This is a genomic window from Streptomyces dangxiongensis (assembly GCF_003675325.1).
GTDB classification, from domain to species: Bacteria; Actinomycetota; Actinomycetes; order Streptomycetales; family Streptomycetaceae; genus Streptomyces; species Streptomyces dangxiongensis.
This window is the reverse complement of the sequence record NZ_CP033073.1, coordinates 7,776,123-7,801,345: the sequence shown is the minus strand read 5'-3', so window position 1 is coordinate 7,801,345 and position 25,223 is coordinate 7,776,123. Positions and strand designations below refer to the sequence as shown.

The window sequence follows — 25,223 nt, the reverse complement described above, 5'->3', positions numbered from 1 at the left end:
CCTGCGCTGCCGCCGGCCGCCCGGCCGAGTCCGCGTGCCGCGCCGCCCCCCAGGTCCTCGCGGATCTGGACGTTCTCGGTGAGCCCGGCGTACTCCAGGCCCTCGATCCGGGCCCGCACCCTGAGACGGCCGCGGAACGACCGCCGACCGGCGGCGCCCGGTACGTGGATCTCCCCGGAGATGTCGCCATTGGTCAGCCACCACCGGCCGCGCGTGCGGGCGGTCCGCTCGTTGAGCAGGTCCCGTGCGTGGGTCATGACCCGTTCGGCCGTGGCGGCGTTCAGCCCGGCTCCGCGCAGGGTGCGGTGCAGGGCCGCCACCAGCGGGCTCAGGTCGGCGGCGTTCAGCACGACCCGGTTCCGTCCCGGCCGAGCCTCGCCGGGCGGCAGGGCCGGGGCGGGGTCGCCCATGGGGGGACGCGGTGCGTCGGCGCCGGTGTACTCGTTCGGGAACTCCACCCGCAGGCCGCGGTCGTGGACGGCGCCGGACCGGTGCGCGACACCGTCGACGAAGACGTCCACCCGGAGCCCCGCCAGGAACGGCCTGTTGCCGCCGATGAACAGCGTCCGCCCGGAAATGACGTTGCGCCGCTGGGTCTCGGAGCGCTCGGCGGCCGAATCGACCCGGAACTGCGGCATGCCGAGGATCATCGACGAGGCCACCGCGGAGGCGGTGCTGAAGCCGAGCAGCAGGGCCGAGTCCGCGCCGAGGGTGCGCTCGCGGGTGCGTTCCGTGCTTCCGGCGGTCGTCGCGAACCGGACGTCGTACTCGCGCACGGCCGCCTCCCTCTCCTCGGCCGGCCGCAGGTCGGCGAGCAGCGGGCGCACCCACACCAGCCGGCCGTGGGAGACCAGCATGACGCCGTGGGCCAGGAGGTCGTCCCAGGTGTGCCGGTCGGTGGTGGCCAGCATGGAGTGCAGCGCGTTCTCGACGTCACCGGCGACCTTCCGGTCCGGCAGTTCGGCGGCGACCTGCCGGGCCCAGGTGCGGGCGCCGTCGTCGTGGAAGGTGCCGGTGTCGCTCACGGAGGCGTGACCGAGCGAGCCGTGGTCCAGGTACCAGGGGTGTTCCGGACGCGGCTGGGGGGTTTCGGCGACCGCGCCGGGCTGGACGGGGGGCGCCTCGGCCCGGGGGGCGGCCGGCTCCGCCGGCTTCTCGGCGAGAGGGCGGAAGGATCGCGGGAAGCCGCCGGAGGAGTCCTCGTCGGAACTGTCGGCGCGGTCGTCGCCGCCCGACGGACCGAACGTCATCTCGCCCAGGTCCTCGTCGTCGTCGAAGGTCTCGCCGAGGTCCGGCACCCGGGGGACGTGGACGGTGACCGTGGCGCGTTGCAGCAGGGCCGCCCGGTCCTGCCCGGTGGCCGGGTCGTCCTCGGACAGCTCCTGGCCCCGCGAGAGGGCGACGACCACGACGGGCTGCGCTTCCCCCGTGTTCTCGTGCCCGAGCGCGGCGAGGTGCCGGGCGAGGGACGCGCGCAGCAACGCGGCGACCGTCTCGGCACGGCGGCGGCCGGTGTCCGGGCCGAGTCCGTCGGCATCCGTTCCCGCCGCGTAGCCGGTCACGGTGACCACCGGTCGCAGCAGCGGCTGCGAGAGCCCCGGTACGGCATCCGGCGCGACACGGGCGGCCAGCCCCTCGATGACCGGCAGTTGGTCCGCCGGCACCTCGCTGGACTCTCCCGCGAAAACCACGGTGGCGGCCACGGCGGACCGGGGCCGGAACGTGCGGTAGTCGCCCGGGGCCGAGCCGTAGGCGCTCGCCACGTAGGGCCGGGCCGAACCGTGCTCGGCGATTCCGCTGAGGTCCACCTCTCCGGTGGGTGCGTACACCGTCGTCCCGAGGTGGTCGGCCATCTGCTGGGCGAGGCCGTCGTCGGCGGCGCCCGCCTCGCAGGCGACCATCACCACGCCCGCCTCGGGGTGCCGCGCCCTCAGCTCCCGCAGGCTGAGCCGCCGCCGCAGCATGGCGGCCACCTCGGGGCCGTACAGGGGCCGCCGTCGGCCCGTCGCGTCCTCGACGGCGATGTGGGCCTCGTTGGCGTGCGCCGACACGAAGTACTGGCCGGCCCCGGACCACGGCACGGGCTGCTGGACGAACGCGTCGTACGCCTGCCGCTGCCGCATGAAGACGTCGGTCGTGGCCGGGTCGTACTGCGCCCAGACACGCGAGCGGTCCGCCCATTCGGCCTCACCGAAGTAGGCCCGGCCGACGACGGTGCCCGCGTCGGAGACGATCCGGTGGGAAGGAGGCGCGTCGGTGTCCGGGGGGAGCGTGTTGAGCAGTCCGGGGTCGACGCCGCGGTATCCGTCCTCGAGGTCCCTGTCGTAGCCGCCGAACTCGTCGTCCTCGTCCGCCGCGGGCTGCGGCGGTTGGACGGGGGGGCGGGGCACGTGGACGGTGACCGTGGCACGCCGCAGCAGGGCGGCCGGGTCCTGGGCACCGGTCAGGTCGTCGTCCGGGACGTCCCGGCCCCGGGAGAGGGCGAGCACCACGACGGCCGCCGCGCGCTCCGCCCCGTCCTGGCCGAGGGCGGTGAAGTGGCCGGCCAGAGCGCTGCGGAAGGCCGCGGCGACGTTTTCGGCCCGCTCCTGGCCGATGCCGTGCCCGTGGATGTCCGTGCCGGTGCCGGCCGCGTAGCCGGTGACCGTGACGACGGGCTTCAGCTTGGGGGTGCCGACGCCGGACAGCACGGTCCGGACGGTGTCGGCGGCCAGGTCCTCGACGACGGCCAGCTCATCGGGGGTCAGCTCGCTGGAACCGTCGGCGAACGACACGGTGGTCGCGGCCTCGGGCCGGGGGCGGAAGGTGCGGTACTCGGCGACGCCGTCCTCGGTGTCCAGCCAGGGGCGGGCGGCCGACGCCCCGGGGGAGCGCATGACGGCGACCGACGCGGTCGGCCCGTAGACGGTGACGCCGAGGTGGTCCGCCAGTTGCTGGGCGAGGCCGTCGTCGAAGGCGCCTGCCTCGCAGGCGATCATGACGACGCCGGCCTGCGGGTGCTGCGCCCTCAGCTCCCGCAGGCTGGGGCGCCGCCGCAGCATCGCCGCCGCCTGCGCGCCGTGCAGGTACCGCGCGCCGCCTGTGGTGTCCTCGACGGCGAGGATGCCGCCGTGGCCGTGGGCCGACAGGAAGTAGTGCCTGTTCCCCTCCCAGGGGGCCGGACGCTCGACGACCTCCCACCGCCCGGCCTGGGAGTACGTGGTGTCGGACGCCGGGTCGTAGGCGGCCCAGTGCTTCGCTCGGGCATCCCAGTCCCGCGCGTTGTGGAAGGCGCGCCCGACGATCGTGCCCGCGTCGGAGACGATCCGGTAGCTGCTGACGTCCTCCTCCGGGGCGTGGAAGCGGTCCAGCGGGTCGGCGTCACCGCTGTGGAGTTCCGGCCGGGGGGCGGAGAAGCCCCTCCGGTGCGGGGCCGCGGCCCTCCCGGGGTCCTGCTCCGGCCCGGGCACCCGGGGCCGGGGCACATGCACGGTGATCGTCGCGCGGCTGAGCTGGTCGGACCGGTCCTGGCCGGCGGCGACGTCCTCCGCCGGGAGGTCCTGGCCCCGGGAGAGCGTGAGCACGACGACCGCTTCGGTGCCGATCGGCTCCGCCTGGCCGTGCTGCCGCGCGGCGAGGTGGCGGGCCAGGCTCTCGCGGAAGAGCCCGGCGACCCTCTCGGCGCGCTGCCGGCCGGTGTTGACGCCCTTGCCGTCCGGGAAGCGTCCCTTGGCGTAACCGGTGACCGTGACCACCGGCTTCTGCCGCGGATTCCCCCGGGCCGCCAGCGCGGCGGGCGCGGTCTCGGCGGCCAGGCGGTCGATGACCGGCAGATCGGCGGCGGCCACCTTGGTGCCGCTCGTGAACATGATGCCGACCGCGGCGTGCGGGCGCGGCCGGAACACACGGTAGCGGCCGTCCGGACCGCTCGCGTACGGACGGGCGGGCAGCTCCCGAGCGGGGCGCTCCGGCTCCTCGGCCGGCGCTGTGGGGCGGTACATCCCCGCCACGGTGGTCGGGGCGTAGACGGTGGCGCCGAGGTGGTCCGCGGTCTGCTGGGCGAGACCGTCGTCGAGGGCCCCGGCGTCGCAGGCGACCATCACCACGCCGGCCCCCGGGTTCTGCGCCCGCAGTTCCCGCAGGCTCGGACGCCGGCGCAGCACGGCGGCCAGCTCCGCGCCGAACAGGCGCCTTCGGTTGCCCGCCGCGTCCTCCGTGGCGAGCTGGGCCTCGTTGGAGTGCGAGGTGAGGAAGTACTGGCCCGGGTCGCGCCACGGCACCGGCTCCGCGACCTGGTCGAGCCGGTTCGGCTGTCGTTGGCGCATGTAGACACCGGTGGTGGCCGGGTCGTACTGGGCCCAGTCCCCGGCGCGCCCCGCCCAGTCGGCCGGTCCGAAGTAGGCGCGGCCGACGGTGGTGCCGGCGCCGGAGACGATCGGATGGGAGACGTGGTCGTCGGCCGGCTCGCGGAAGCGGTCCAGGGGGCTGCCGCCGGGCAACCGGGGATGCGCTCTCAGTTCGTCCTCAGTGGGCGGCACCAGGGTGGACTCGCGTCGCAGGGTCTCCGTGAGCGCCGCCGCCTCCGCCAGTCGCCGGCGGGCGGCCGTCACGCGCTCGACGGCCGCCGCGTGCCCGCCCGTGCTGGTGTGGGCGGCCAGGGTGGCCAGCGCCGACTCCGCGCGGGACAGTTCGAGGGCCGCGTCGGTGTCCTCCTGCCAGGCCAGGGCCTCCTCCTCCGGGGTGAGGCGCACGGTGGCGGCCGGCTCCCCCGGGTCCTGCTCCGCCGGTTCCTGCCGCGCCTTGCCCTTGTCCACGGCGGGCGGCGCCTGAGCCACGTCGCCGGCCCCGGTGAGCAGAGCCTCCAGCTTCTCGGTGGGCACGTAGAAGACGGCCGCCTCGTCGCTGACGGTGACGTCGACCGCTCGGGTCGTGCCGCCCACCGGGCGGTGGACGACGTGCCAGGTGATCGACGTCGCCTCCACCCGGGAGAACGGGCGGTTGTCCTGCTGGAGCGGTTCCCCGCCGGTGACGGTGGCGCCGAGCGCGCTCGCCGTCCGGGTTCCCGCACCGACGGTGCCCGAGGACCCCGTGAGGGAGTGCTGCTCTTCCCGGACGCTCGTGTCGGGCAGCGTGCTGCCGCCGTCCGGGCGCGGCGCCGACGCGCGCAGCCCGCGGATGTCGGCGGTGATCTCCAGGTGGCCGCGCTGGTCGCTGCTCGTGCCCGGCAGGGTGATGGGCTCGCGGAGGGTGCCCTGCGCGGCGAGATCGAGGAACCAGTGGCCCATGTAGGGCGGGCTGAAGATCGCCGCGATCTTGGACCGCAGCACGAACAGACCGCCCTGCCAGGAGTTGGCGGCCAGGGACGCTCCGGTGGCCGGCCCGCGGCTGGTGGCCGGCCCGCGGCCGGTGAACAGGTCCTCGGCCGCCGCCCGCAGTGCCCCCAGGCCGCCGACGGTGCCCACGAAGGCCTCGCGGAGCAGGTCCGGGGTCAGTCGCGCTCCGTGGCGTTCGTACGCGGCCCGGGCCTTCTCCACCAGGGCCGGCGGACGCGGGGCCGGTCGCGGATGGGGCTGGGTGAGTTCCCGCCGGTAGGCGAGGCGCAGCGCGCCGGGCAGCATCCGGGTGCCGAGCAGGTGGTGCTGGTGCCGACCGATCAGCGGCAGGGCCATGCCGACGCCGGGCGAGGCCGCGCTCAGGGCCCAGTGCACGTCCAGCCGGGCGGTGACCTCCACGTCGAACGCGGTCGTCCAGGGCCGGGTGGCGTGCAGAAGCGCGGCGCCCGTCCGCTGACCGGTCCTCGCCTGCCCGCCCGGGGAGAAGGCGTGGCCCACCGTGGGGGCGAAGCCCGACGCGGCATGCTGCGGTGCGTCGGAGTCGACCAGGGAGCGGTCCTCGGTGTACGCGGTCTGCCGGCCGCCGTCGGCCGGGGTACCGGCGCGCTCGACGGTGCGCAGGTTCCTGCCCTCCACGACGTGCCCGCCGGGCTCCTGGCCCAGCGCCCGCGGGTCGGTGAGCCTGGCCGTGAGGGTGACCCGGGCCATCGTCGTCCACAACTGGTGCCGGTGCGGCACCAGGATCGGCAGGCCGACCAGCATGGTCTCCAGCAGCGCCTTGGTGCCCTGCTGGGCCGCCGCCTTCCACAGTTCGGCCTCCACCGCGGCGGCGTGCTCCCGGGAGAGCACCTGGCGGAGTGCGGGCAGCAGGTCGCGCACGAACGGCCGCAGGTCGGGCACTTCGAGCAGCGCCGTGTGGTCGAAGCCGTCGCCGCGCAGCACGTTGGCGGGCGCCAGCGCCGCCGGCGCGTCCGGTGCCGTCGCCTGCGTCACCGCGGCGTCCGGGGCCGAGGCCGTCCCCGCCTGCGCCTCTCCCCCGGCGTCTGACTCCGGTGCCGCCACGAGACCGCGCTCCCGTGCCGGTTCCCGCTGCATCAGCGCCAGTCCGGGCGCCGTCACCGGCTCGCCGGTGGTCTCCTCCTGGGAGTTGCGCCGGGAGCTGAAGCGGCCGAGGAAGCCGGCCGACTGCTCCGACCAGCGGCGCACCGTGACGCGGAACGTGGCGGGCGCGTCGGCCCACACGTGCGCGCCGGACGTGATGTCGACCCGGTCGCTCTGCCCGCTCGCCGCGCGGTTCCCGGACACCTGGGCGCGGCGTCCGTAGCTGTGTTCCAGCCCCGTGCGGTTGGTGTCCGAGACGTGCACGTCGACGGGGTCTCCCTCCGCCGCCGCACCGGGGGTGAAGACGAGGGACGTTCCGAGGGCCGCGTACAGGGACAGGCTGTCGTCGGTCTCCGTGTGCCGGACCAGGGCGGTGCCCAGGGTGTGGTCGTAGAGGTAGGCGTTGTCGCTCTCCCCGATCGCGGTCAGCGGGCCGGCCGTGGCCTGCACCGACACCTCCGCCCACTGCCGGAGACCGAGCGAGCTGCGGCCGATCGGCCGGGTCCACAGCGGGTACGGGGCTCCGGTGAAGTCCCGTACCCGGGGGCCCAGTCCGGTCACTGCGGCGCGCAGCGCGGTCTCGTCGAGCGGGTCGAGGGCGGGCACGCCGGTCCGCCGCAGCAGGTCGGTGATGTGCGGCAGGAGGTGGTCGGTGCGGACCATGTGCAGGGTGTCCTGTGGCAGGCGTCCGTCCTCGGGAGTCCAGGTCGGGGCCGGACGGTCGCCGGTGGAGCGCGGTGCCCGGAACGCCGTGCCGTCGTCGTCGAGCCTGCTCTCCAGGTGCAGGGTGGGGACGGGACGGCCGCTGCCGTCGTCCTCCAGGACCAGGTCCTCGGTGACGAGCAGGTCGGCCTCGACCGGCAGCGGGCCGGACACCACCGGAGCGGGTGCCGGCCGCCCCGGGCCGGCGACCAGCTCGACGGTGACGTCGAGACGTACCGGTCCGCTGAACTCGGACAGCCACAGCGATCCGCCGCCGGAGGCGCCGCCCGCCAGGAACCCGCCGGCCTCGGTGACGGAGCGGCTCCAACTGACCCCGGGGGCGAGGCGGCCACCGGCGGCCTCGCCGGACCCGTCCGCGTCCGGGAGCAGGCCGGTGACCGGCAGCTCGACACCCGCGGCCAGCTTCCACCGGCGGGTCGCCGAACTGGTCAGGTCGAAGTACGACCCGTAGTAGACGTCCGTCTGCCCCCGCTGGGAGCGGACGTAGGTGAAGCCGTCCGGGTCGAGGGCGGCGCGGACGGTGACCCTGATGCGGTCCACTCCGCCCGGACCGGTCCGGGTCAGCACCACTGTGTGGCCCGGGCCGGCCATCAGGTGCAGGCGGCGGGTCAGGCCGGTCTCGCTCAGGGCCTCGTCCAGGGCAAGCTGGTTGCGGACGTGGTGCTCCAGCGGCACGTCACCGACCGGCCGAGCCGGCAGCTCGGCGGCATCGGGAACGGGGACGTCCCGCCACGGGTCGCGGCCGGCCAGGAAACCGGGGAAGTGGTCGTGGACGAGCCGCAGCGTCCGCAGCCGCACCCGCTCGACGGCAGTCCCGTCCAGGCGGCTGACGCGACTGGTGGGCGGCAGCCAGTCGCGGAACAGCGCGGGCAGCCGCAGGGTGCGGCCGGGGGCCGTCCTGGCCAGGACGTCGGGATCCGCGGCGGGCCGGCCCGCGGCCGACACGGCCGGGCCCAGGGGCCGCAGTCCGAGGCGGTCCGCGTCGGCCGTGAGCATGCGCACCCGGGCGGTGAGCCAGGTCTCCGGGCCGCCGCGCCCGCCGAGCCCCCGGGTCTCCACCCGGACGTCGAACTCGACGACGGTGGTGGGCTCGTCGGTGTACTTCAGCTTGTGCAGTTCCACGCTGCCGGCCTGCTGGCCGGGGCGGGAGAACCCGACGGACCGTACGAAGGACAGGGAGGGCAGCGGCAGCGGGACCCCGACGGCGGTCGCCATCAGCGAGAGGGCGTCGGAGATGCCGGTGGTGGAGGCGTCCCACTGGGTGGACTGCGCGCCCACCTCGCCGACGCGGACGTCCTCGGCGTCCATCCGGGTCGGCTCGTCGAGGTCGTCGACGACCCTCGGGTTGTGGAAGGAGGCGCGCACACGCACCGCGTCGGGCCGGCCGGTGGCAGAGTACACCGGCGCCGACCGGTATCCGCCGGCGGCGGCCTGATGCAGACCGGCCATCAGGGTCCGTACCCGGGCGAAGGCGTCCAACGACGCGAAGGCCGGGGAGAACGGGTCGGCCAGGGCGGGGCCCACCGCGGCGAACACCGCGGCCCGGTAGTCGGCCGCGCCGGTGACCGAGTCCAGCCACGAAGCGCGGGGAAGGGCGACCGGTTCGCCGACGACGGCGGGGCGGGGCACCCGGCCGGCCGCGTCCGCGCGATGGTGCGCGTCGGCCGTCGGGTCACGGCCGTCCCGGGCGGCCTCCAGGGCGCGGCGCAGCCCGGCGGTGCCGGCCTCCGTGGCGCCGGACCACTGCGGCCACAGCGCGGAGGTGGCGTGCCGCACTCCGTCCGGGCGCGGCAGCTCCCGTACGGCCGCACGGGGGTAGCGGCCGGTCAGAGAGCGCTCGACCACCGTCTGCCACCGCTGGGGGGCCTGGCCGCGACGCTGCACCACGAGGTCGACACCCACGTCGTGCCGGAACTCCACGGCCCGGTCGGCGGACGGCGTGAGGGTCCGCGTGGTGCCGAAGGTGGACGAGACGGTGAAGTCCGAGGTCCTGCCGGACCCGGTGAGCATCGTCCGCAGCGCGGTGCCGGCCTGTGCCAGGTGCGGTACGAGCGCGAGTGCCTGCGAGAAGGGCAGGGTGGCGGCCGCGTCGAGACCGTGGTTGACCGCGCGGTTGGCCGACGTCGTCTCCCGCCAGTCCAGCACCTGGCGGGTGCTCCGGTCGAGGCTGTCCCGCTGCGCGGTGCCGGCGTCCTCGGCGAGCGGTTCGCCGCCCGGGGCGGTGAGCTGGGTCCAGTCGCCCAGCCGCAGCCGCACGGTGACGGCGACCGGGCCGCCGGGCAGCCCGAGCACCAGGGTGACCCGGTCGCCGATGGCCTGGCGCAGGACGTCGTCGGGGCCGGCGGTGTCGAAGTATTCGGCCAGGGCGTCCCCGGCCCGCTCGCGCAACCGGTCCGGCAGCAGCGCCCGGACGCCCTCGCGGACCGCCGCCGGCAGCCGGTCGCCGGCGAACGCGTACGTCTCGGCGCCGATGCCGTGCCGGAAGTCCGGGGACGCGGTAGAGGCGGGCGGCGCGAAGACCAGGTCCGCGTCGCGGTGGCCGGGGGTCTGTCCGGGGGTTTCGGCGGGCCGGGTGACGGCGGCGTCGGCGGCCGGCTCCTGCTGCGGTGCCCGGGGGGCATCAGTCACGGATGCGGTGTCGTCGGTGGGCCGGAGCGCGCCCAGGGTGGGCACGGCCTCCGGGCGCGGCTCCATCATGGCGCCGTCGAGCTGTTCCGCCCCCGGGGTGCCGGGTTCGGCGGCCAGCCGCAGCACGTCCTCACCGGCGGCCACGGAAGCCGTGCCGGCGCCGTCGGTGGCGTCGGTGACGTCGACCATCTCCTCGCCCCGGAACGTGGTGCCCGTGATGCCGGGCAGCGCGGTCAGCCAGCCCGCCCGGTTCCGGAACGGCTCGATGTGGACCCGGCCGGAGGAGCGGATGCCGAGGGCTCCGGTCGGGCCGGTCACCGCCATCCGCAGGCTGTCCGCCAGACCCTGGATGTACGGCGTCTCGGTGAGCGGGCCCGGCCGTCCCGCGTAGCAGATGACGGTCACCACGGCGCTGTCCACGCGGTGCACCGCGCCACGCCGGAACGCCTCGAAGCCGGTCTGGCGGCGCAGCAGGGCGCCCGTCTGCTCGCCGGTGAACTCCACCGAGCGGCCGTCCCGGGTGTGCAGGCGGACGGTCGCCGCTCCGGCGGGGCCGTGGGCGACGAGGTAGTGCCTCGGGGCGCCGTCCCCCCACGGATTGGCGCCGGTGACGACCGTGTCGTCGTCCGTGACCCGCCCGGCGCGGAAGGTGGTGGTGTCCGGAAGAGCACGGAAGGCGGACTCGGCCCGGACCAGCTCGCGGGGGCTCAGCGACATGTGGCCGATGACCCGGCCGGTGCGCGGGTCGGCGAACGGCGTCATCAGCAGCGAACGGAAGTGGAACCGTTCGCCGGTCACGGAGCGGACGTGGCCGTCCGCTCCGGCGCCCTCGTCGGCGTCGGACGGCAGTGCCTGGCCGGGGTCGACACGCATCCAGTGCCCCTCGGGCACGGTGCCGTCCGGGTCCCGGACGGTCCGCAGCTCCAGGGCCCCGAAGGCGTTGCCGACCAGGTCCACCCGGCCGCTGTGCGTCCACACCGTGACGCCCGCCCGGTCGGCCACCGTCCTGGCCAGGTCCAGACCGTACCGGGCGCCGTCGTCGGTCACCAGCCACAACGGGCGGTCGCCGATCCGGTTCTGGGCGGCCAGCTCCGCGAACGCGTCCAGCGACAGACGTGTCCGCTCGCCGCCCCGGCGGCCCACGACGGCGGGGGCGGCGGGCGGCACGCCCGGGTCAAACGTGAACCTCAGCACGAAGCCGTCCGGTGCCGTCGACAGCCGTGCCTGGTCCAGGCGGCCCTCGTACGGGTCGCCCAGGTCGAGTCCCACGACGGTGCCGGCGCCGTCGTACAGCGGCCGCATGTCGAGGGCCGGCAGCCGGTGACCGGCGACCGCGGGGAAGGAGGCGAACGCCCCGTGGCCGTCCTGACCGCCGCCCGGCACCGTGGACACCCCTCGGCCGGCCGCCTGTCCGGTCGCGTCCAGCGTGATGACGGGCTCGCTCTCCCCGTACGCCCGGAGGTCCAGGCCCAGGTCCCGCAGTGCCCGGGTCTCCTCCAGCCGGGCCTGTGTCTGAGCCGGCTCCTCCTCCGCCGTATCCGGACGCACCGAGCCCGGCACCCGAACGGACGACGAGACCGACGACGGGCCCGGTGCCGTCGCCGTCTCCGCGCCCCCGGCGGACTCCCCGACCCGGGCCGGCTCCACCTCCGCCGCTTCCGGACGCACCCGCGCCGGCTCAGGGTGCGTGTCGGGCGCCTGTCCGGGTTCCGGCTGTGCGCCCTGTTCCGCGTCCGCCCGTGTCGGCTGCTCGGTGCTCTCGGGCGGGCGGGCCGCCGTCAGGCCCGGCGGAAGGTCCACGGTGCGCAGCACCGTGGTGCCCACCACCCAGCGGGTGCCGGCCGGTCCCTCGACCCGCAGTACGGCCAGCGAGCGGATCAGGTGGCCGGGCGTGGGACCGTCCGCCCCGGCCGGGGCCGAGACGCCGAACTTGAGGTAGTCGCGCCGATAGGCGTTGGCCGCGGAGGACTGGCCCTGACTCGCGCGGTTCTGCGCGTTCGGCAGCGTGAGGCGGACGCGGTCGGTCTGGTCCGCCGTCAGCGGTGTGGTGAACCGGGTGCTGACCGCCGGGGTGACCGTGGTGGAGGCGCTCGCGGCGGACGTGTCGGAGGCCACCCGGACGTCGTCCAGGGCGGTGGGCCCCTCGGCCAGGACCTCCTGCGGGTACAGCCTGAGCCGTACGGACGTCGCGTCACTGGTGCCCGCGCGTCCCATGAGACGGCCCACGGCGCTGGAATCGAGCAGTTCACCCGCGTCGTCGCCGCCCGGCCGCACCAGCCGGGCGAGCCGGATCATCAGGGCCTCGTACGACAGCGAGGTGTGCATCCGGTCCACGCCGGCGAGTGCCGGGTCGACCGACCGCAGGGCCTGTGCCAGTTGCTGCGCGGCGTCGAAGGCGTAGACGGCGAACGGCCGGACGGGGATCCAGTGTTCGCCGGTCAGGGCGGGGCGTACGGCGAGCGGCAGGCCGTCCACGTCGACCGCGACCGCGTCCTCGGGCGCCACCCGCCACTCGGCGGGGTCGTGGGTGAGGACGGTGGGTTCGGGCCTGGTCAACGGTGCCGCGGTGTCCGGCGCGGCAGGCAGGTCGGTGCGGTCGAAGCGGAGGGTCACCCGCGCGTCGACGGAGGCGTGGAGGTCCGCGACGGCGACACCGCCGGCCACCGCGTCGGCGAGCCGGGTGGCGCGGGCCCCGGTCAGCGGGATGCTGCGCACGGAGGCCAGGAACCGGTACGGAACCTGGAACTCCGCCAGCCGGCCCGACCGCTGCCAGGAACGCGCCTCGCGGGAGGAGGACACCGAGGCGCCCACCGCGCGTTCGGCGGACAGCCCGAGCGTGGTCTGCACCCGCCGGCCCTGGTACTGGAGAACGGGGATGGCGTCCAGCTCGTGGCCCCGGGAGTGGGAGACGCTCTGTCCCACGGCGCCGGGCACCGGCAGGTTGCCGTCGCGCCCGCTGCCGTGGGCCGAGGAGCGGGTCAGCTCCGAGGTGTCCGGGGCGGAACGCCCACGCAGCGCGTCGAGCTCGGCGCCCGGCGCCGGAATCGCCGCCAGCGCCACCTCCACCAGCCACGGTCCGAGCCAGCCACGGTGCACGAAGTGGACGCTCACGCGTCCCTCGGGACCCGCGGCGACCAGTGCGCGCAGCGCCACCGGCGAGGTGCGGTCGGCGATCCAGGTGGCCACACCGGGCAGGTAGGCGGCGTCCCCCGGAACGGTCGTCCCCGGTGCCGCCTGCTCCACGGCGCGCGAGATCTGTTGCCGGAAGCCGCCGCGCGGGCCCTCCAGGACGGTCTCCATGACGGCCCCCTGCCCGATCTGGCCGGTCGCCCGGTACCACGACGGCAGGACCAGGTCGGCCGCCGGCACGGGCGCGGCGAGGCCGAGCACGGCCGTGAGCGGGAAATGCCGTGCCAGCTCGCTGTTCGGCAGCAGGAACTCCACGGCGTCCGGCACGCGGATGCCGATGGTCCGCTCCGTGCGGGGTCCGGCGGCCAGCGTCCCGGACACCACGTTCCGGCGCCCCGTACGGACCGTCACCTCGAACGTGGCGGTGGCCGTGAACCGGTTCAGCCGGGCGTTGTTGTCGGCGGTGACCCGAGCGTTCGCGGCATTGTCCGCGACCGTCACACCGGCCGAGGTGCCCGAGGAGTACGCGTACCGCCCGCTGGGGAAGAGCCCGACCGTCGGCCCGTAGGCACCGCTGACGGTCATGCCCGTCTGCCGCCCGCTGCCCACCGACCGGGTGACCGAGGAGGTGTCCGCCGAGTACAGCCAGGTCTCCAGGCTCATCGGGGGCGGTGCGTCGCGCAGATGCGCGTCGGTCAGGTAGCCCCTCACCGTGACCGACACGTCGGTGCCCGAGGCCAGTCCGAAGCTGCCGACACCTTCCAGGACGAACCCGTCGCCGAACACCGCGAGGGCGTTGCCGGTGAGCTGCTGCGAGGAGAGCGCGGAGCGCAGCACCTGCTGCGCCATGCTGTCCAGGTCGGTGAGCGAACCGCCCACCGCGGAGCGCGCCGTCCACCGCCAGGCTCCGTCCGCGGCGCGGACGGCACGCCCCAGCGGCCCAGGCGCACCGTCCGACGCCCAGGACCGGACGAGGCGTTCGGTCGCCTCCTGGTCGTCGGGAAGGCCCGTCGACAGGTCGAGCGGGTCCTCGGTGCGCGGCGCGGGCCGCACCGTTCCCAGCAGCCGGCTCACCGCCTCGGCCAGGGCGCCGCCGCCCGACACCCGGTCCACGAAGGCCGTCTCGGGGAGCCGGGGCAGCTCGCCGGAGTCGGCGGCGGCCCGCAGCCGCTCCAGCTCCTCGTCCGTCACCAGGACGGGGTCCGCGGCGTCGGACCGGGGCGTGGGCGCGACCGTCTCGGGTGCCGTCCCGGTCGTCCCGGGCGCGGCCGTCTCGGGAAGCTCGGGTGCCGCCCCCGTCGCCTCGGGTGCCGCCTCTGTGCGGTACGTCGGCACCGCGACGCCCAGGGTGCCGTCCGTGACGACCGGCCGGGGCGCCGGGCCGTGGCTCCAGGTCAGTTCCAGCCGCAGGCGCACCGGGACGTCGAAGAGCTGGAGGCCCTCGTCCGCCGAGGACACCACGTACTTCTCCTGGCCCACCAGGGAACCGGTGCCGGTGGTGGTGGCGGTCTGCCGGCTGTAGGAGTAGTCGGGCCCGAGGCCCTGCAGGGGCAGGTCGCCGTGGCGCTCCAGGGGGTTGCTGACCTGGCCGGACCCGGTCACCGACCAGGCCAAGGGGGCCACCGTGCGCTGTTCCTGGCCGGGACGGGCGAACCCGGACCAGTTGTTCACCTGGACGCCGGGCAACGCCCGGACGGCCTCCACCGGCCCGTCGCCCCGGCGTTCGGCGGACAGCCGGAGCGCGACCCGCTGGGTGTCGGCCAGGGTCGGCAGCTCGAACCAGACCGTGTGGCCGCCGTCGACGAGTTCGTCCGCGACGGCGCGCAGCGCCTCGCCGGAGCGGGCGTGGTCCAGGGCTCGGGCGTTGGCCAGTCGGCGGGCCCCCCGGGCGGCCTCGCCGGTCCAGCCGCCGCGGGTCGCCGAGGGCAGGAAGCCGTGTTCGCGCAGCCAGCGCTCGGCCAGGGCGAACAGCGGCTCGGTGCCGTCGACGCGCAGGGTCGTGGTCGAGATGCCCAGCGAGCGCAACTCCGCCACCTCGGGCGGGAGCCGGCGCGGGGCGGCGTCCGTGATGCCCTCCAGCGCGGCGCGGGACGGCACCTGGAACACCACCGGGTACGCGCCCAGCCCGACGCGGGTGTCCAGCGGGCCGCCACGATCCGGCGCCCGGAACGCACGGTCTCCGCCGGGGCGGACCAGCTCCACCACGAGGCCCACCTGGCCCCGTACCCGGAAGAGCGGTCCGCCCCACTCCAGCGCCTGGGACCTGGTGACCTCGCCGCCGGCGCCCAGGCCGTACGCCACCTGGTGGCGTGCTCCGGCGTTCAGCGACACCGAGCCGCCGACCGGATCGGTCACGCCGCCGGGCTGCGGGGCGGAGAAGCCGAGCGAGACACTGAGGTCGGCGCCCGCCGCGTTGGTGACGGTCGACTGTCCGGTGACGCGTACCGTGCGGACCACCATCTGCAGGAGGTCCGCCTCCGGAGCCGCCGGGCCGACGGTCTCCTCGTGCTCGGTGAGGTGCGCGTGCACCCGGAAGTGGCCCAGCACGGAGCCGTCACCGGTCAGCAGCACCGGTGAGCTGTGCCATCCGCTGAGCATCCTGGGCAGCACGTCGCGCAGGTTGCGGGCGCCGAAGAACCGCCGCAGGTCCTCCCGGGACGCCTCGGTCGCCCCGCCGAGGTGCGCCGCGAAGGACTCCTCGACCGCGTGCAGCACGCGGTCCGGGGCGAGCACCGTCTCGACGGCGTACAGCGGGGTCTCGTGCACCGCCGCCCGCAGCGTGGCCGCCGTGCGCTCGGCCACGCCCGGCCGGACCCCGACGGTGCCGTCGGAGGCGTCCGAGGCGTCGGCCGTGTCCGGCGGCACCGGACCCCGGTCGGCGTCCGACGGTTCGGGCCGCGCAAGGTATTCCGGGAACCAGACCGTGATCCGGCCGTTCTCCTGCTCGGCCGTCCAGTCACCGGCCGCCTGCGCGGCGTCGGTCCGCACCTGCCAGCGCATCCGGTACGCGAACGGCACCGTCCCGCCGAGCAGGGTGGTGATGGACAGCGACTGCGCGCCGCCCGCGGCGCTCACGGCCGTCGACAACTGGTTGCGGACCACGTTGACCTGCGGCTGCACCACGATCTGGCGGAGCGGGCCGGCGGTCGGCACGTCCCACACATGGCTGTAGTTGAACTGGAAGGTCCGCAGATCGGCCGTACCGGAGCTGTTCCCCGCCTCCGAGTGACCCGCGCCCCAGCGCTGCACCCGGTTGGGCACGCCCTCGGCCAGCCCGTCCAGCAGCTCGGGCGCGGACCGGGGATCGTCCAGCCGCAGCCGTACGAAGACGGTCCGGCGCATGCCACGGTGTTCCAGCGGCAGGCGCAGCCCGGTCTCGCTGCGGACGTCGGCCCACTCGTGGACCAGGTAGGAGGAGGTCAGCCTCGCGTCGATCCGCCGGCGGAGATCCTCGTCGGGCCCGGTGGCCCCCTCCAGTTGCCGGGCCACCTGGTCGCGCAGCCACTGAACGGTCTCCTGCGGCACCAGGCCGAGGTGGGTGGTGCCCTGGGCTCCGTCGAAGGCCGAGCCGAACCTGCGGACATGGTCGCTCGGTTCCCGGGTGACGGCTCCCGGTCCCACGGCTGCCGGTCCCACGGCTGCCGGTCCCACGGCTGCCGGTTCCGCTTCGGCCCGGGGAGCCGGCTGCCGCTCGGGCCGCGGGTCCGCCGACCGGTCGTCGGAGAGCTGGTCCAGGGCGGCGTCCAGGCTCTGCCGCTGCCTCGGCCGGGGGCCCAGGACCACCGAGTCCAGCTCCGCCGCCGCCGTGTCGTCCACCGGCACGATGACGGGCTCGGCCACGACCGTGCTCGGCCCGGCCTGGTTCGTCACATCCTCGTCGGTGGTGTCCGCCGCCTCCGCGAGCGGGCCGGCACCCGCCGGGAAGGGACGTGTGTTCGGTCCGGTCAGTTGCGAGGCCAGCCGCTGGGCCGCCGCCTCGCCCTCCGTGTGCAGGGCACGGGCGACCTCGGCCAGCCGCCCGTAGTGCTCCTCCCGCGCCGCCTCGGAGTCCATCACCATCGGCGCGCGCACGTACCCGCTCGCCCTGCTCAACAAGTCGGTGGCGGTGGGGACGGGTACGTCCAGCCGCGCCGCGAGCCCGGCCGCGACGTCCGTCGCGGCGTCCGTCCGCGTCTCGGGATCCAGCCCCAGCTCCCGCAGCGTCTCCCGGGCGGCCCGCAGCGCGCCGAGCATCTTCGCCTGCTCACGCGACTGGGCCCGCCGGTCCCGCACCTGCCGCACCGCGTCCTGCCCGGCCACGGCCGCGTGGTACGCCGACAGCGCGTCCGCGAGCCGTGCCAGCCCGGCATCGACCGGCACCGCGGACACCTCGCCGGCGGGCCGGGTCCCCCTCGTGTCCTCGGCCCTGGCCTTGCCCTTGCTCCCGCGTTCCTCGGCCGCCCGCGTCGCGGCCCGCTCCGCCTCCTGTTCCACCCGTGCCTTCGAGGACACCAGCGCGGGCTCGTTGCGCACCGCGCCTATCTCCAGCGGGCCGTCGACGTACCTCGTTCCATGCCCGTCCCACAGGTAACTGTTGCCCTGCCGCCCCGGGCTGACGGCGTACACCAGCGTGTCGACCCGGCCGTCGTCGGCGAGGACGTGCGCGAACGACGCGCCGCCGTTGCCGCCGTCCAGGTGGACGTGCAGCGCCTGGTGGGCCCGCACCTCGCTCTCCCGCGGCAGGAGCTGCCCGGCGGCGACCCTGCCCAGGTCCCGCAACTGTGCCGGCGACAGCCGCTCCTCGCGGACGTGCCGGGCGTAGACGAGCCGGCCGCTGTAGTGCCAGGTGTCGGGCCGGTGGGGCTGGAAGGCGGCCAGCCGATCCGCGACGCGGGCGGCCTCCTGCGCCCGCAGTCCGTCCCGACGTGCCCGTTCCCGGTCCCACACCGCCCGCGCCATGCCGCGGACCCGGCCGTGCAGGTCACCCTCCACGACCGCGCCCAGACGGTCCAGCCAGGCGTGGAAGTCGGCCTCGAAGTCGCCGGACGGGCCCTCGCCGGTGGCCAGGAACGCGTCGAAGACGTAGTCCCGCCAGGCGGCGGGGTCCCGGGCCAGGTCTTCGAGCACGGCGGGCGCGCCGAGCAGCAGGGGCAGCAGCTCCGGATGCCGGCCGAGCTCGCCGGCGACCTCCGTGGCCGCCCGGCTCAGCAGCAGTTCCGCCGCCTCGGGCACGGAGGCCAGCGCCTCGGCCCACACCGAGCCCGGCTTCGGCTCCGCCGTCCTGGCCGCGCCCTCGTCGGGACGGGCCGGGGTGACGGTGTCCCGCACCCGAGGTGCCCGCGCGACCGCCGTGTCCCGGCCGGGGGCGGTGGTGGGGGCCAGGGCGGTGAGCAGGTGCTCTCCGGTGGTGTCCGCGACGAGTCGCCCGAAGCCCTCGGGGTCCCGTGCCAGCCTGCGCAGTTCGTCGGCGAAGTGCGGGACCTGGAGTGCGCGGGTGCGCCACGCCGGCGTGCGGAAGAACCGTTCGGCGAACGCGGCGTCGTCGTCCAGGAACTGCGTCAGTCCGGTGTCGGTCAGCAGCCGCCGGAGGTCCAGCGGGTCGATGCCCGTCAGGTCACCGGGTCGTTCGGTGAACCGGCTCAGCAGCGCCTCGCGGTGGGCGACTCGGCGCACCGCCTGGGGCGTCAGGGCGTCGGCGAGCGGCCCCGACGTCCGTGCCGCCCGCCACAGCGCGCTGTCCCGTACCGCGTGCTCGACCAGGCGGTGGCTGCGCAGCAGCGCCCCGCCCAGCCACGGCGCGTCGCGCACATCCTGCCCGATGCGAGGGTCGGCGACCATGGCCTCGGCCAGGCCGCGTACCGCGCCGAGCGCCGTGCGGAGCGCGCGACCGCCCCCGTCCGGGGCCGTCGCGAGGTGCGTCGCCAGGTCCGGCTGCTCGCGCAGCAGACGGTGCACCGCCTCGCCCAGGGGGCGGCGTTCGAGCAGCGGCGCCAGGCCGTCGTCGGCCGCCAGGGCGGACACCACGGCAGGGGTCCGGATCGCCGTCTCCACCAGTTCGGGGGAGCTCAGCACCCGGTCCGCCTGCGCCGGATGCCGGTCGAACGCCCGCAGCAGGTCTCCACGGGACATGAACCGGCTGAAGTGGGCCGCGTCGGTGAACGCCTCCGCACGGTCGGCGACCGCCCGGGTCAGGGCGGGGAACCGGCGCAGCATCTCCGTCACCTTCGGGAACTGCGCGGCGGTCTCGGCGGCCGGGAGGCCGCTCACCACGGCCCGGATGACCACGGTGTCCTCGGTCCGGCCCGTGAGGTGGCGGGCCAGTTGGGCGGTCAGGTCCGGAGTCCTCAGCAGCAGATCCGCGACCGGCCCGCCGTCCGCGAGGACGCGTGTGACGTCCGGCGCCTTCCCCATCAGGTTGTCGAGGTTGATGTCCCTCCGCACCTGGTTGTACCGCCGGTGCTCCAGGACGAAGAAGCGGGCCAGGTCGGGGTTGTCGGTCAGCCGGCGGGTGAATTCCGGGAAGGAGGTCAGGACGCTGGCGGCGGTCGGGTCCTGCATGACGTACCGGTAGAGGTAGTCGTTGGTCCGCAGTGCCGCGGTGAGGTCGGGGTTCTCGTGGAGCGCGACCAGGATCGAGGAGGTGGTGTCCTCGATGCGTTCGAGAAGGCGGGGCCTCGCCTGGAGCGTCTCGGCCAGCTCGTTGTTGAGGAACAGGCGGGAACCTATGGCGAGGCTGCGCCGGGCGGCGGCCAGCAGGTGGTCGTTCCGGCGGATCCTGTCGTCGACGGCCAGGAGCCGCTCCCGGTACTCCGGGCCCCGGCCCGACATGACGTCCGTGATCAGGTTCCTGGCCTCGTCCCGCGACCGGTCCCACAGGCCGCCCCAGAAGACGTGGTCCGCCGTCAGACGAACGCCTTCGGGTGACAGCACGGCGTCCCCGCCGTACGTCGTCACGACCCGTTCGAGGTCCTTCACCCAGGCCTTGTTCTTCTTCTTCTTCGCGTTCTGCGCCTTCCGTTGCGCGGCGACGGCCGACAACTCGCCCTGGAACGCGGGGTCGTCCAGAGCCGCGACGAGGCCGGGACGCGCGATCGCCTCGCGGAGCACCTCCGGCGCCGAGGCCAGCAGACTCAGCAGGTTCGGGTTGCGGCTCAGCCCCGCGAGCAGCTCCGGGGAGCGGAAGAACTCGTTCCAGTGGGCGGTGGTGAGCTGGAGGAGCGGCCGGGAGGCCAGCTCCGTCACCACTGCCGGGTGGGCGTGGAGGTTCGCCACCGCTTCGGAGTCGATGGCGTCCAGTACGCGCCGGTCATGGCCGGCCAGCCGGAGCAGGGCGCTGTCGTTGCGGAACAACACGTCCAACAGCCGCGCGATGTCCCCCGGGCGCCTCAGCATGTCCTCGAATCCCGCCACCCCGAGGTGGGTGAAGGGCCGTTCGTCGGTGCGTCGTACCGCCCAGGCGTCGAGAAGGTCACCGAAGGGGGGAGCAACAGCCCTGCTGGCGATGAGCTCGGCCGCCCCGGGGTTGGAGAAGGCCATCTCCCCCACGCGCGGATCGGCCTCGGCGGCCCTCGCGAGTCCCCGGCGCGGATTGTCCGGCTCGGCCCGGAGGAGGTTCGAGTCGTGGAGGAACCATTCCCGCAGAGACCTGTGGCGCAGGGCGGCCCGCAGCAGGTGCGGGGCGACCAACGGGGATCCCTCCCGCACCAGCGGACGCAGTTCCGCGGCTCCGGGGTCCAGCAGCCGCCGGTACTCGTGCGGGTCCGACAGCAGGCCGGGATGGTCCAGCAGTGCCCACATGAGGTCGGTGTCCTGCCGCAGGACCGCCGACAGGCCCGGTTCGACGGTCAGGGCGACGTCCAGGCCGGGATGGGCGGCCCGGACGCGCGCGAGCATGCGTCCTTGGGTGTCCTGCGACCGCTGGCCCGCCGCGGCGGCCGGTGCGGGCGCGGACGCGTCCCGCAGGGTCTCCAGCAGGCGGGCGTCCGGCACGGCGTCGAAACGCGCCGGATCACGGGACAGCCAGTCGGCGACCGCCGGATTGTCCACCGCCTCCGTCAGCAACCTCGGCTCGGCGGCCAGGCGGTCCGCGAAGCCGGGGATGTCCGTGAGGATGTCGACCAGCCGCGGGCTGCGTGCGAGGACGTCCAGCAGGTCGAGGTTCCGCGTGACAGCCGACAGCAGCTTCGGAGCGCGGATCAGAAGAGATGTCTGGTCGGCGTGGGCCTGCAGCCGGGTGCGCAGCCTCCGGTTGTCGATCAGGGCCGGATAGTCGATGGCGACCGGTTCGTCGCGCCGGGCGTTGTCGAAGAGGGACCGGACCAGGGTCCACTCGCTGGAGAGCGCCCGCGCGCTCTCCACGGAGACGGCCGACACCGCCGCGGCGAGGTCGGGAAGGTACGTGACGACCTCGCCCACCGGCCCGGCGCCCGAGAAGGCGAGGATGTGGGCGATGCGGCCCTTGAGTCGCGTGGCCAGTCCGACCGCACCCAGGAGCTTGTTGGCGGCCGGTGAGAGGCTCTCGATCGCCTCCACCAGTTCCCGCCGGCCGTCGGCGGAGGGCGCCAGCAGGTCGTCCAGGAACTCGGGATTCCGCTCGTACCTCCTGAGGGTGAAGGGCTGCAGTCCGCTCATTCTGGCCAGCAGCGTGCCGGCCTGGGACAGCACCTCCAGATGCTGCGGGCGTACACGGAGCAGCGCGCCGAGCGCCGGCTGCCGGACGATCGTCCTGACCACGTGGAGATGAGCCGGTTGCGCCAGTGCGTCGAGCAGCCGGGCGTGCTGGGGTTCCGTCCACCGCTGGTCGGCCGCGACCATGCGGGCGAGGTCGGCGGCCGGCCAGTCCTCGTGCCAGCTCCGGGAGGCCGCCTTGGTCAGGGCGGCGGTCAGGGCGTCGGGCCCGATCTCCGCGGCAGCACGGCCCTGCAGCGCCTGGCCGGCGGCCTCGGCGAGCAGCCGGCGCGTGCGCGCCGGGAGCTGGGCGGCGCGGGACGCGGCGCCCGACGTCGCCGGCGGGGCGCCGCCCGGCGTCCCCTGCGTGAGGGGCCTGATGCCACGCGTCTGCCCGGCCAGTTCGTCGGCCAGGGTCTGGGCCCACACGTGGTTGCCCGTCCGGCCGTACTCCTCGATGATCCGCAGCGTCGCCCGGTGCTGTGCGTTCCTCAACTGCTCGGTCCCGGGGCCGCCCTCCATCAGCGTGGCCGACGGCAGCATGCCGGACGCGTCGACCGCCAACTGCTCGAAGCGCACGTCGCCGAACTCCCGGCGAAGCCGCAGTTCCATCTCCTCCACCGGCTCGGCGGCGGCGTCGGTCTCCGTCCGCTCCGCCGCCGGCGGGTCCTGCGACAGCCCGGCGGTACCCGCTCCGTAGGTGCCGTTCGCGAACGAGGCCAGCCACTCCTCCAGTGCCACGGAGTCGTCCGCCTGCCCCGGCCACAGCCAGGACGAGTCGGCCGTCGCGAGGAAGTCCGCGATCGGGTCGACGGCCGTCGGCCACTCTTCCGCGAAGGGGTCGGCCTCCGTCTGGCCGGTGTCCGGTCCGGCCGCGCCCGGGCCGGCACTCGTGTACCGCGCGGTGTCCGGTCCGGGCACGTCCGGGCCGGCGGCGGCCTTCAGCGCGTCAGCCGTCGACCACCGCATACCGACCGACTCCCAGCGGTCGACCATCTCCTGGGACAGCGTCCGCCGGCCGCGTAGACGGAGGTTCGCGATGTGCTTCCCGAGCGCGATCTCACCAGCCCGTGTGGTGACCTTCAGCTCGCTCGGCACTTCCAGATGACCGTGCCGCCGGAAGAAGTCGCCGGCCGCGGCCAGGTACTCCGCTTCCGGCACCTGTGGGTGTGCGGCCGAGGTGCGGCGCGGGGACAACGCGGCGGCCTGCTGGTGCTCCCATTGCAGCCGTTCCATCTGCTCGCGGTCCAGCCGCAGCCCCAGGGTGTCGTGCACATGGTCGGCGACCGTCCCGAACGTGACCCTCTCCGACCCCGCGCCGGCGCCGAGCCGCCCGAGATACTCGAAAAGCTCGTCCCGCTGGTCGCGCGTCGGCCACTGCCTCCCGAAGGGGTGCGCGAAAGGCTGGGGCCGTGCCTCGGACGCCCAGGGCCTGGCCCGCCACTCCTGGGGCTGTACGGCTTCACCGGCTTCACCGGCGTCCACGTCGATCGGTGCGGCGGCGCTGTCCGTCGCAGTCCGCTGTCGCTCCGGCCCCGGAGTACGGCCGAACAACTCCTTCAGCAGAGCGTCGGCGGACGCCGGCACACGTCCCTCGAGGCGCGGCATGAACGACGCGCGTGACGACGAACCGGCTTCGGCCGTGCGCCCGGTCGACCGCAGCCCCGACGGCCCCGCCATCGGTGACATGTCCGGCAGCGGTCCCCGCGCACGGCGCGACGGCGCGCCGCCCGGCAGCGCGGTGCCGTCCTTCCGCCCGTCGAGCAGGGCGCCGCCGACCTCGGCCGGGTCGAGGAGCCGGGCCGGCAGCACATGGCTGCGGAGGCCGTCCCGGGGCGCGCCCGGCATGGTCTGCACCAGGCGCCGCGACCACTCGGGAAGGACGACCGTGTCGACCGGCTGGAGCGGGTTCCCGCCCAGCGTGCTGAAGGTGACGGACCGTACCAGGTCGCGGATCTCCGGGCGGGAGGCCACGAAGCCGACGACCGCGTCCCACAGCTCGTCGGGACGGGGGCTGCTGCGGACGACCGGCGCGACCTGGGCCAGGTTGAGGTTGCCGGGCTGCCGGTGCAGGCCCTGGATCAGGGTGACCACCACATCACGGGCGACCCCGAGTTCCGCGACGGGGTCGTACGCCGGCGCGGTGACCGGAGTCGCCGCCGGGCCCTCGGTGGGATGGGGCGGAAGCCACGACTGTGCGGACGCGAGGGTGAACACCTCGGACGAGACGGTGACCAGCCCGTCCAGCATGTCCGGCAGCCCGATACGGCGGGCCAGTGTCCGCCAGACCGTGGGGCTGGGGCCGGTGCGCATCAGCACCTCGTCCCGCACCGTCTGCCGCGTGTGGTTCAGGACGTCGGGGGCGAGCGGGCGCCGGGCGGACCGGTCGTCCGGAAGTGTCTCCTCGTTCTGCAACCGCATGGACCGCAGGACGTTCTCGGCCGGGGTCCGCGTGTAGTTCCCCCGGATCACGTCCCGATAGGGGTCCAGGAAGGCGTGCCCGGCGGGTGCGATCAGGACCGCGTTGGACGACCGACCTCCGTGGCGCGCCATGCCGAAGCCGTGAGTGGAGTCGACGACTCTCCTGACCTCACCGGTCAGGTCACCGGAGACCGCGTCGTCCGGGTCGTTGTACACACCGCCGAACCGGGCGAGGATCTCGACGCGCAGTATGTCGCTCGCGGCCGCGTAGGCGGCGCCCATCGCCCGGGCGGTCTCCGCCTTGTAGACGCCCTCCAGCATCATGGGTGACGTCGCGGTGAAGACCTCGTCGACGTCGACCAGTCGCACCCGCGCGGCCCGGGCCCAGTGGAGCATGTCGAGCGCGTCGGCCAGCCGGCGGCCCGCCCGCCCCGTGCCGGCCGGCGTCTTCGCGGCGGCCTCGGCGGCGTCGAACTCGGCGCGGGACACGTCGGTCCACAGGATGACGGTGAAGTCCAACTGGGAGGACGCCAGTCTTTCGAGGTTCCAGCGGAAGCCGCTCGTGGCCCCTTCGTCCCGCAGCGGTCCGCCGAGCCAGATGGCGTGGACGAGCTTGGCGATCCGGGTGGCCTTCGACAGACCGGGCACCGTTGCACGGCTCATCGACCGCCGGCCCGACTCGACCACGGTGTGCGGCTGGCGGGGCAGCGTGGAGGGTCGCAGCTCCTCCGCGCGCGGGGCGGGCCGGGTCAGATCCACGGCGGCGAAGAACGCGGCGCGCTGGGCCGCCTTAAGCTGGGAGAAGTCGTAGCCGCGCAGGAACTCCGGGGCCGGGGGCGCCTGCCGCTGCCCGTAGACGTCCGGCCCGAGGATCCTGGCCATGGCCGCCGCCGAGGGGTCGCTGCCCAGTCCGGCACCACGGCGGACGTCGAACCCGCGCTCCAGCGCCTGCTGGAGCGCGAGCACCGAGGGAGCCGGCTCCGCGTCGCCGAAGGCAGCGCCGGCAGGCAGCCCCGGGGACTTGGACCTGATGCCGGCCGTCTCCCCGGCCAGGTGACCGGCGAGGGCCATCGCCTGCGCCACGTTCCCGGTCCGCCCCAGCGTCTGCGTGATCCGTAGCACGGCACGGTGTTGCGCGTCCCGCAACGGCTCCGGGTCGTCCCCGGTCAGCGGGACCGGCCCGAGCATCCCGGACGCCTCGGTGAACAGGGCCCGGAACCGCCCGCCGAACTCCCGCTCCAGCCGCAGCCGGAGCTGGGCCAC

Annotated in this window: 1 protein-coding gene (only partly in view); it reads right to left on the bottom strand. The window is 75.2% G+C overall.

Annotated elements, in window-relative coordinates; translation table 11 throughout:
* Positions 1–25,223 carry the 5' portion of a glycosyltransferase gene (locus D9753_RS34910; protein ID WP_163010877.1) on the bottom strand. 10,924 nt of this gene lie to the left of the window's left edge, so only the first 25,223 of its 36,147 coding nucleotides appear in the window; it begins with the start codon at positions 25,221–25,223; the stop codon falls past the left edge of the window.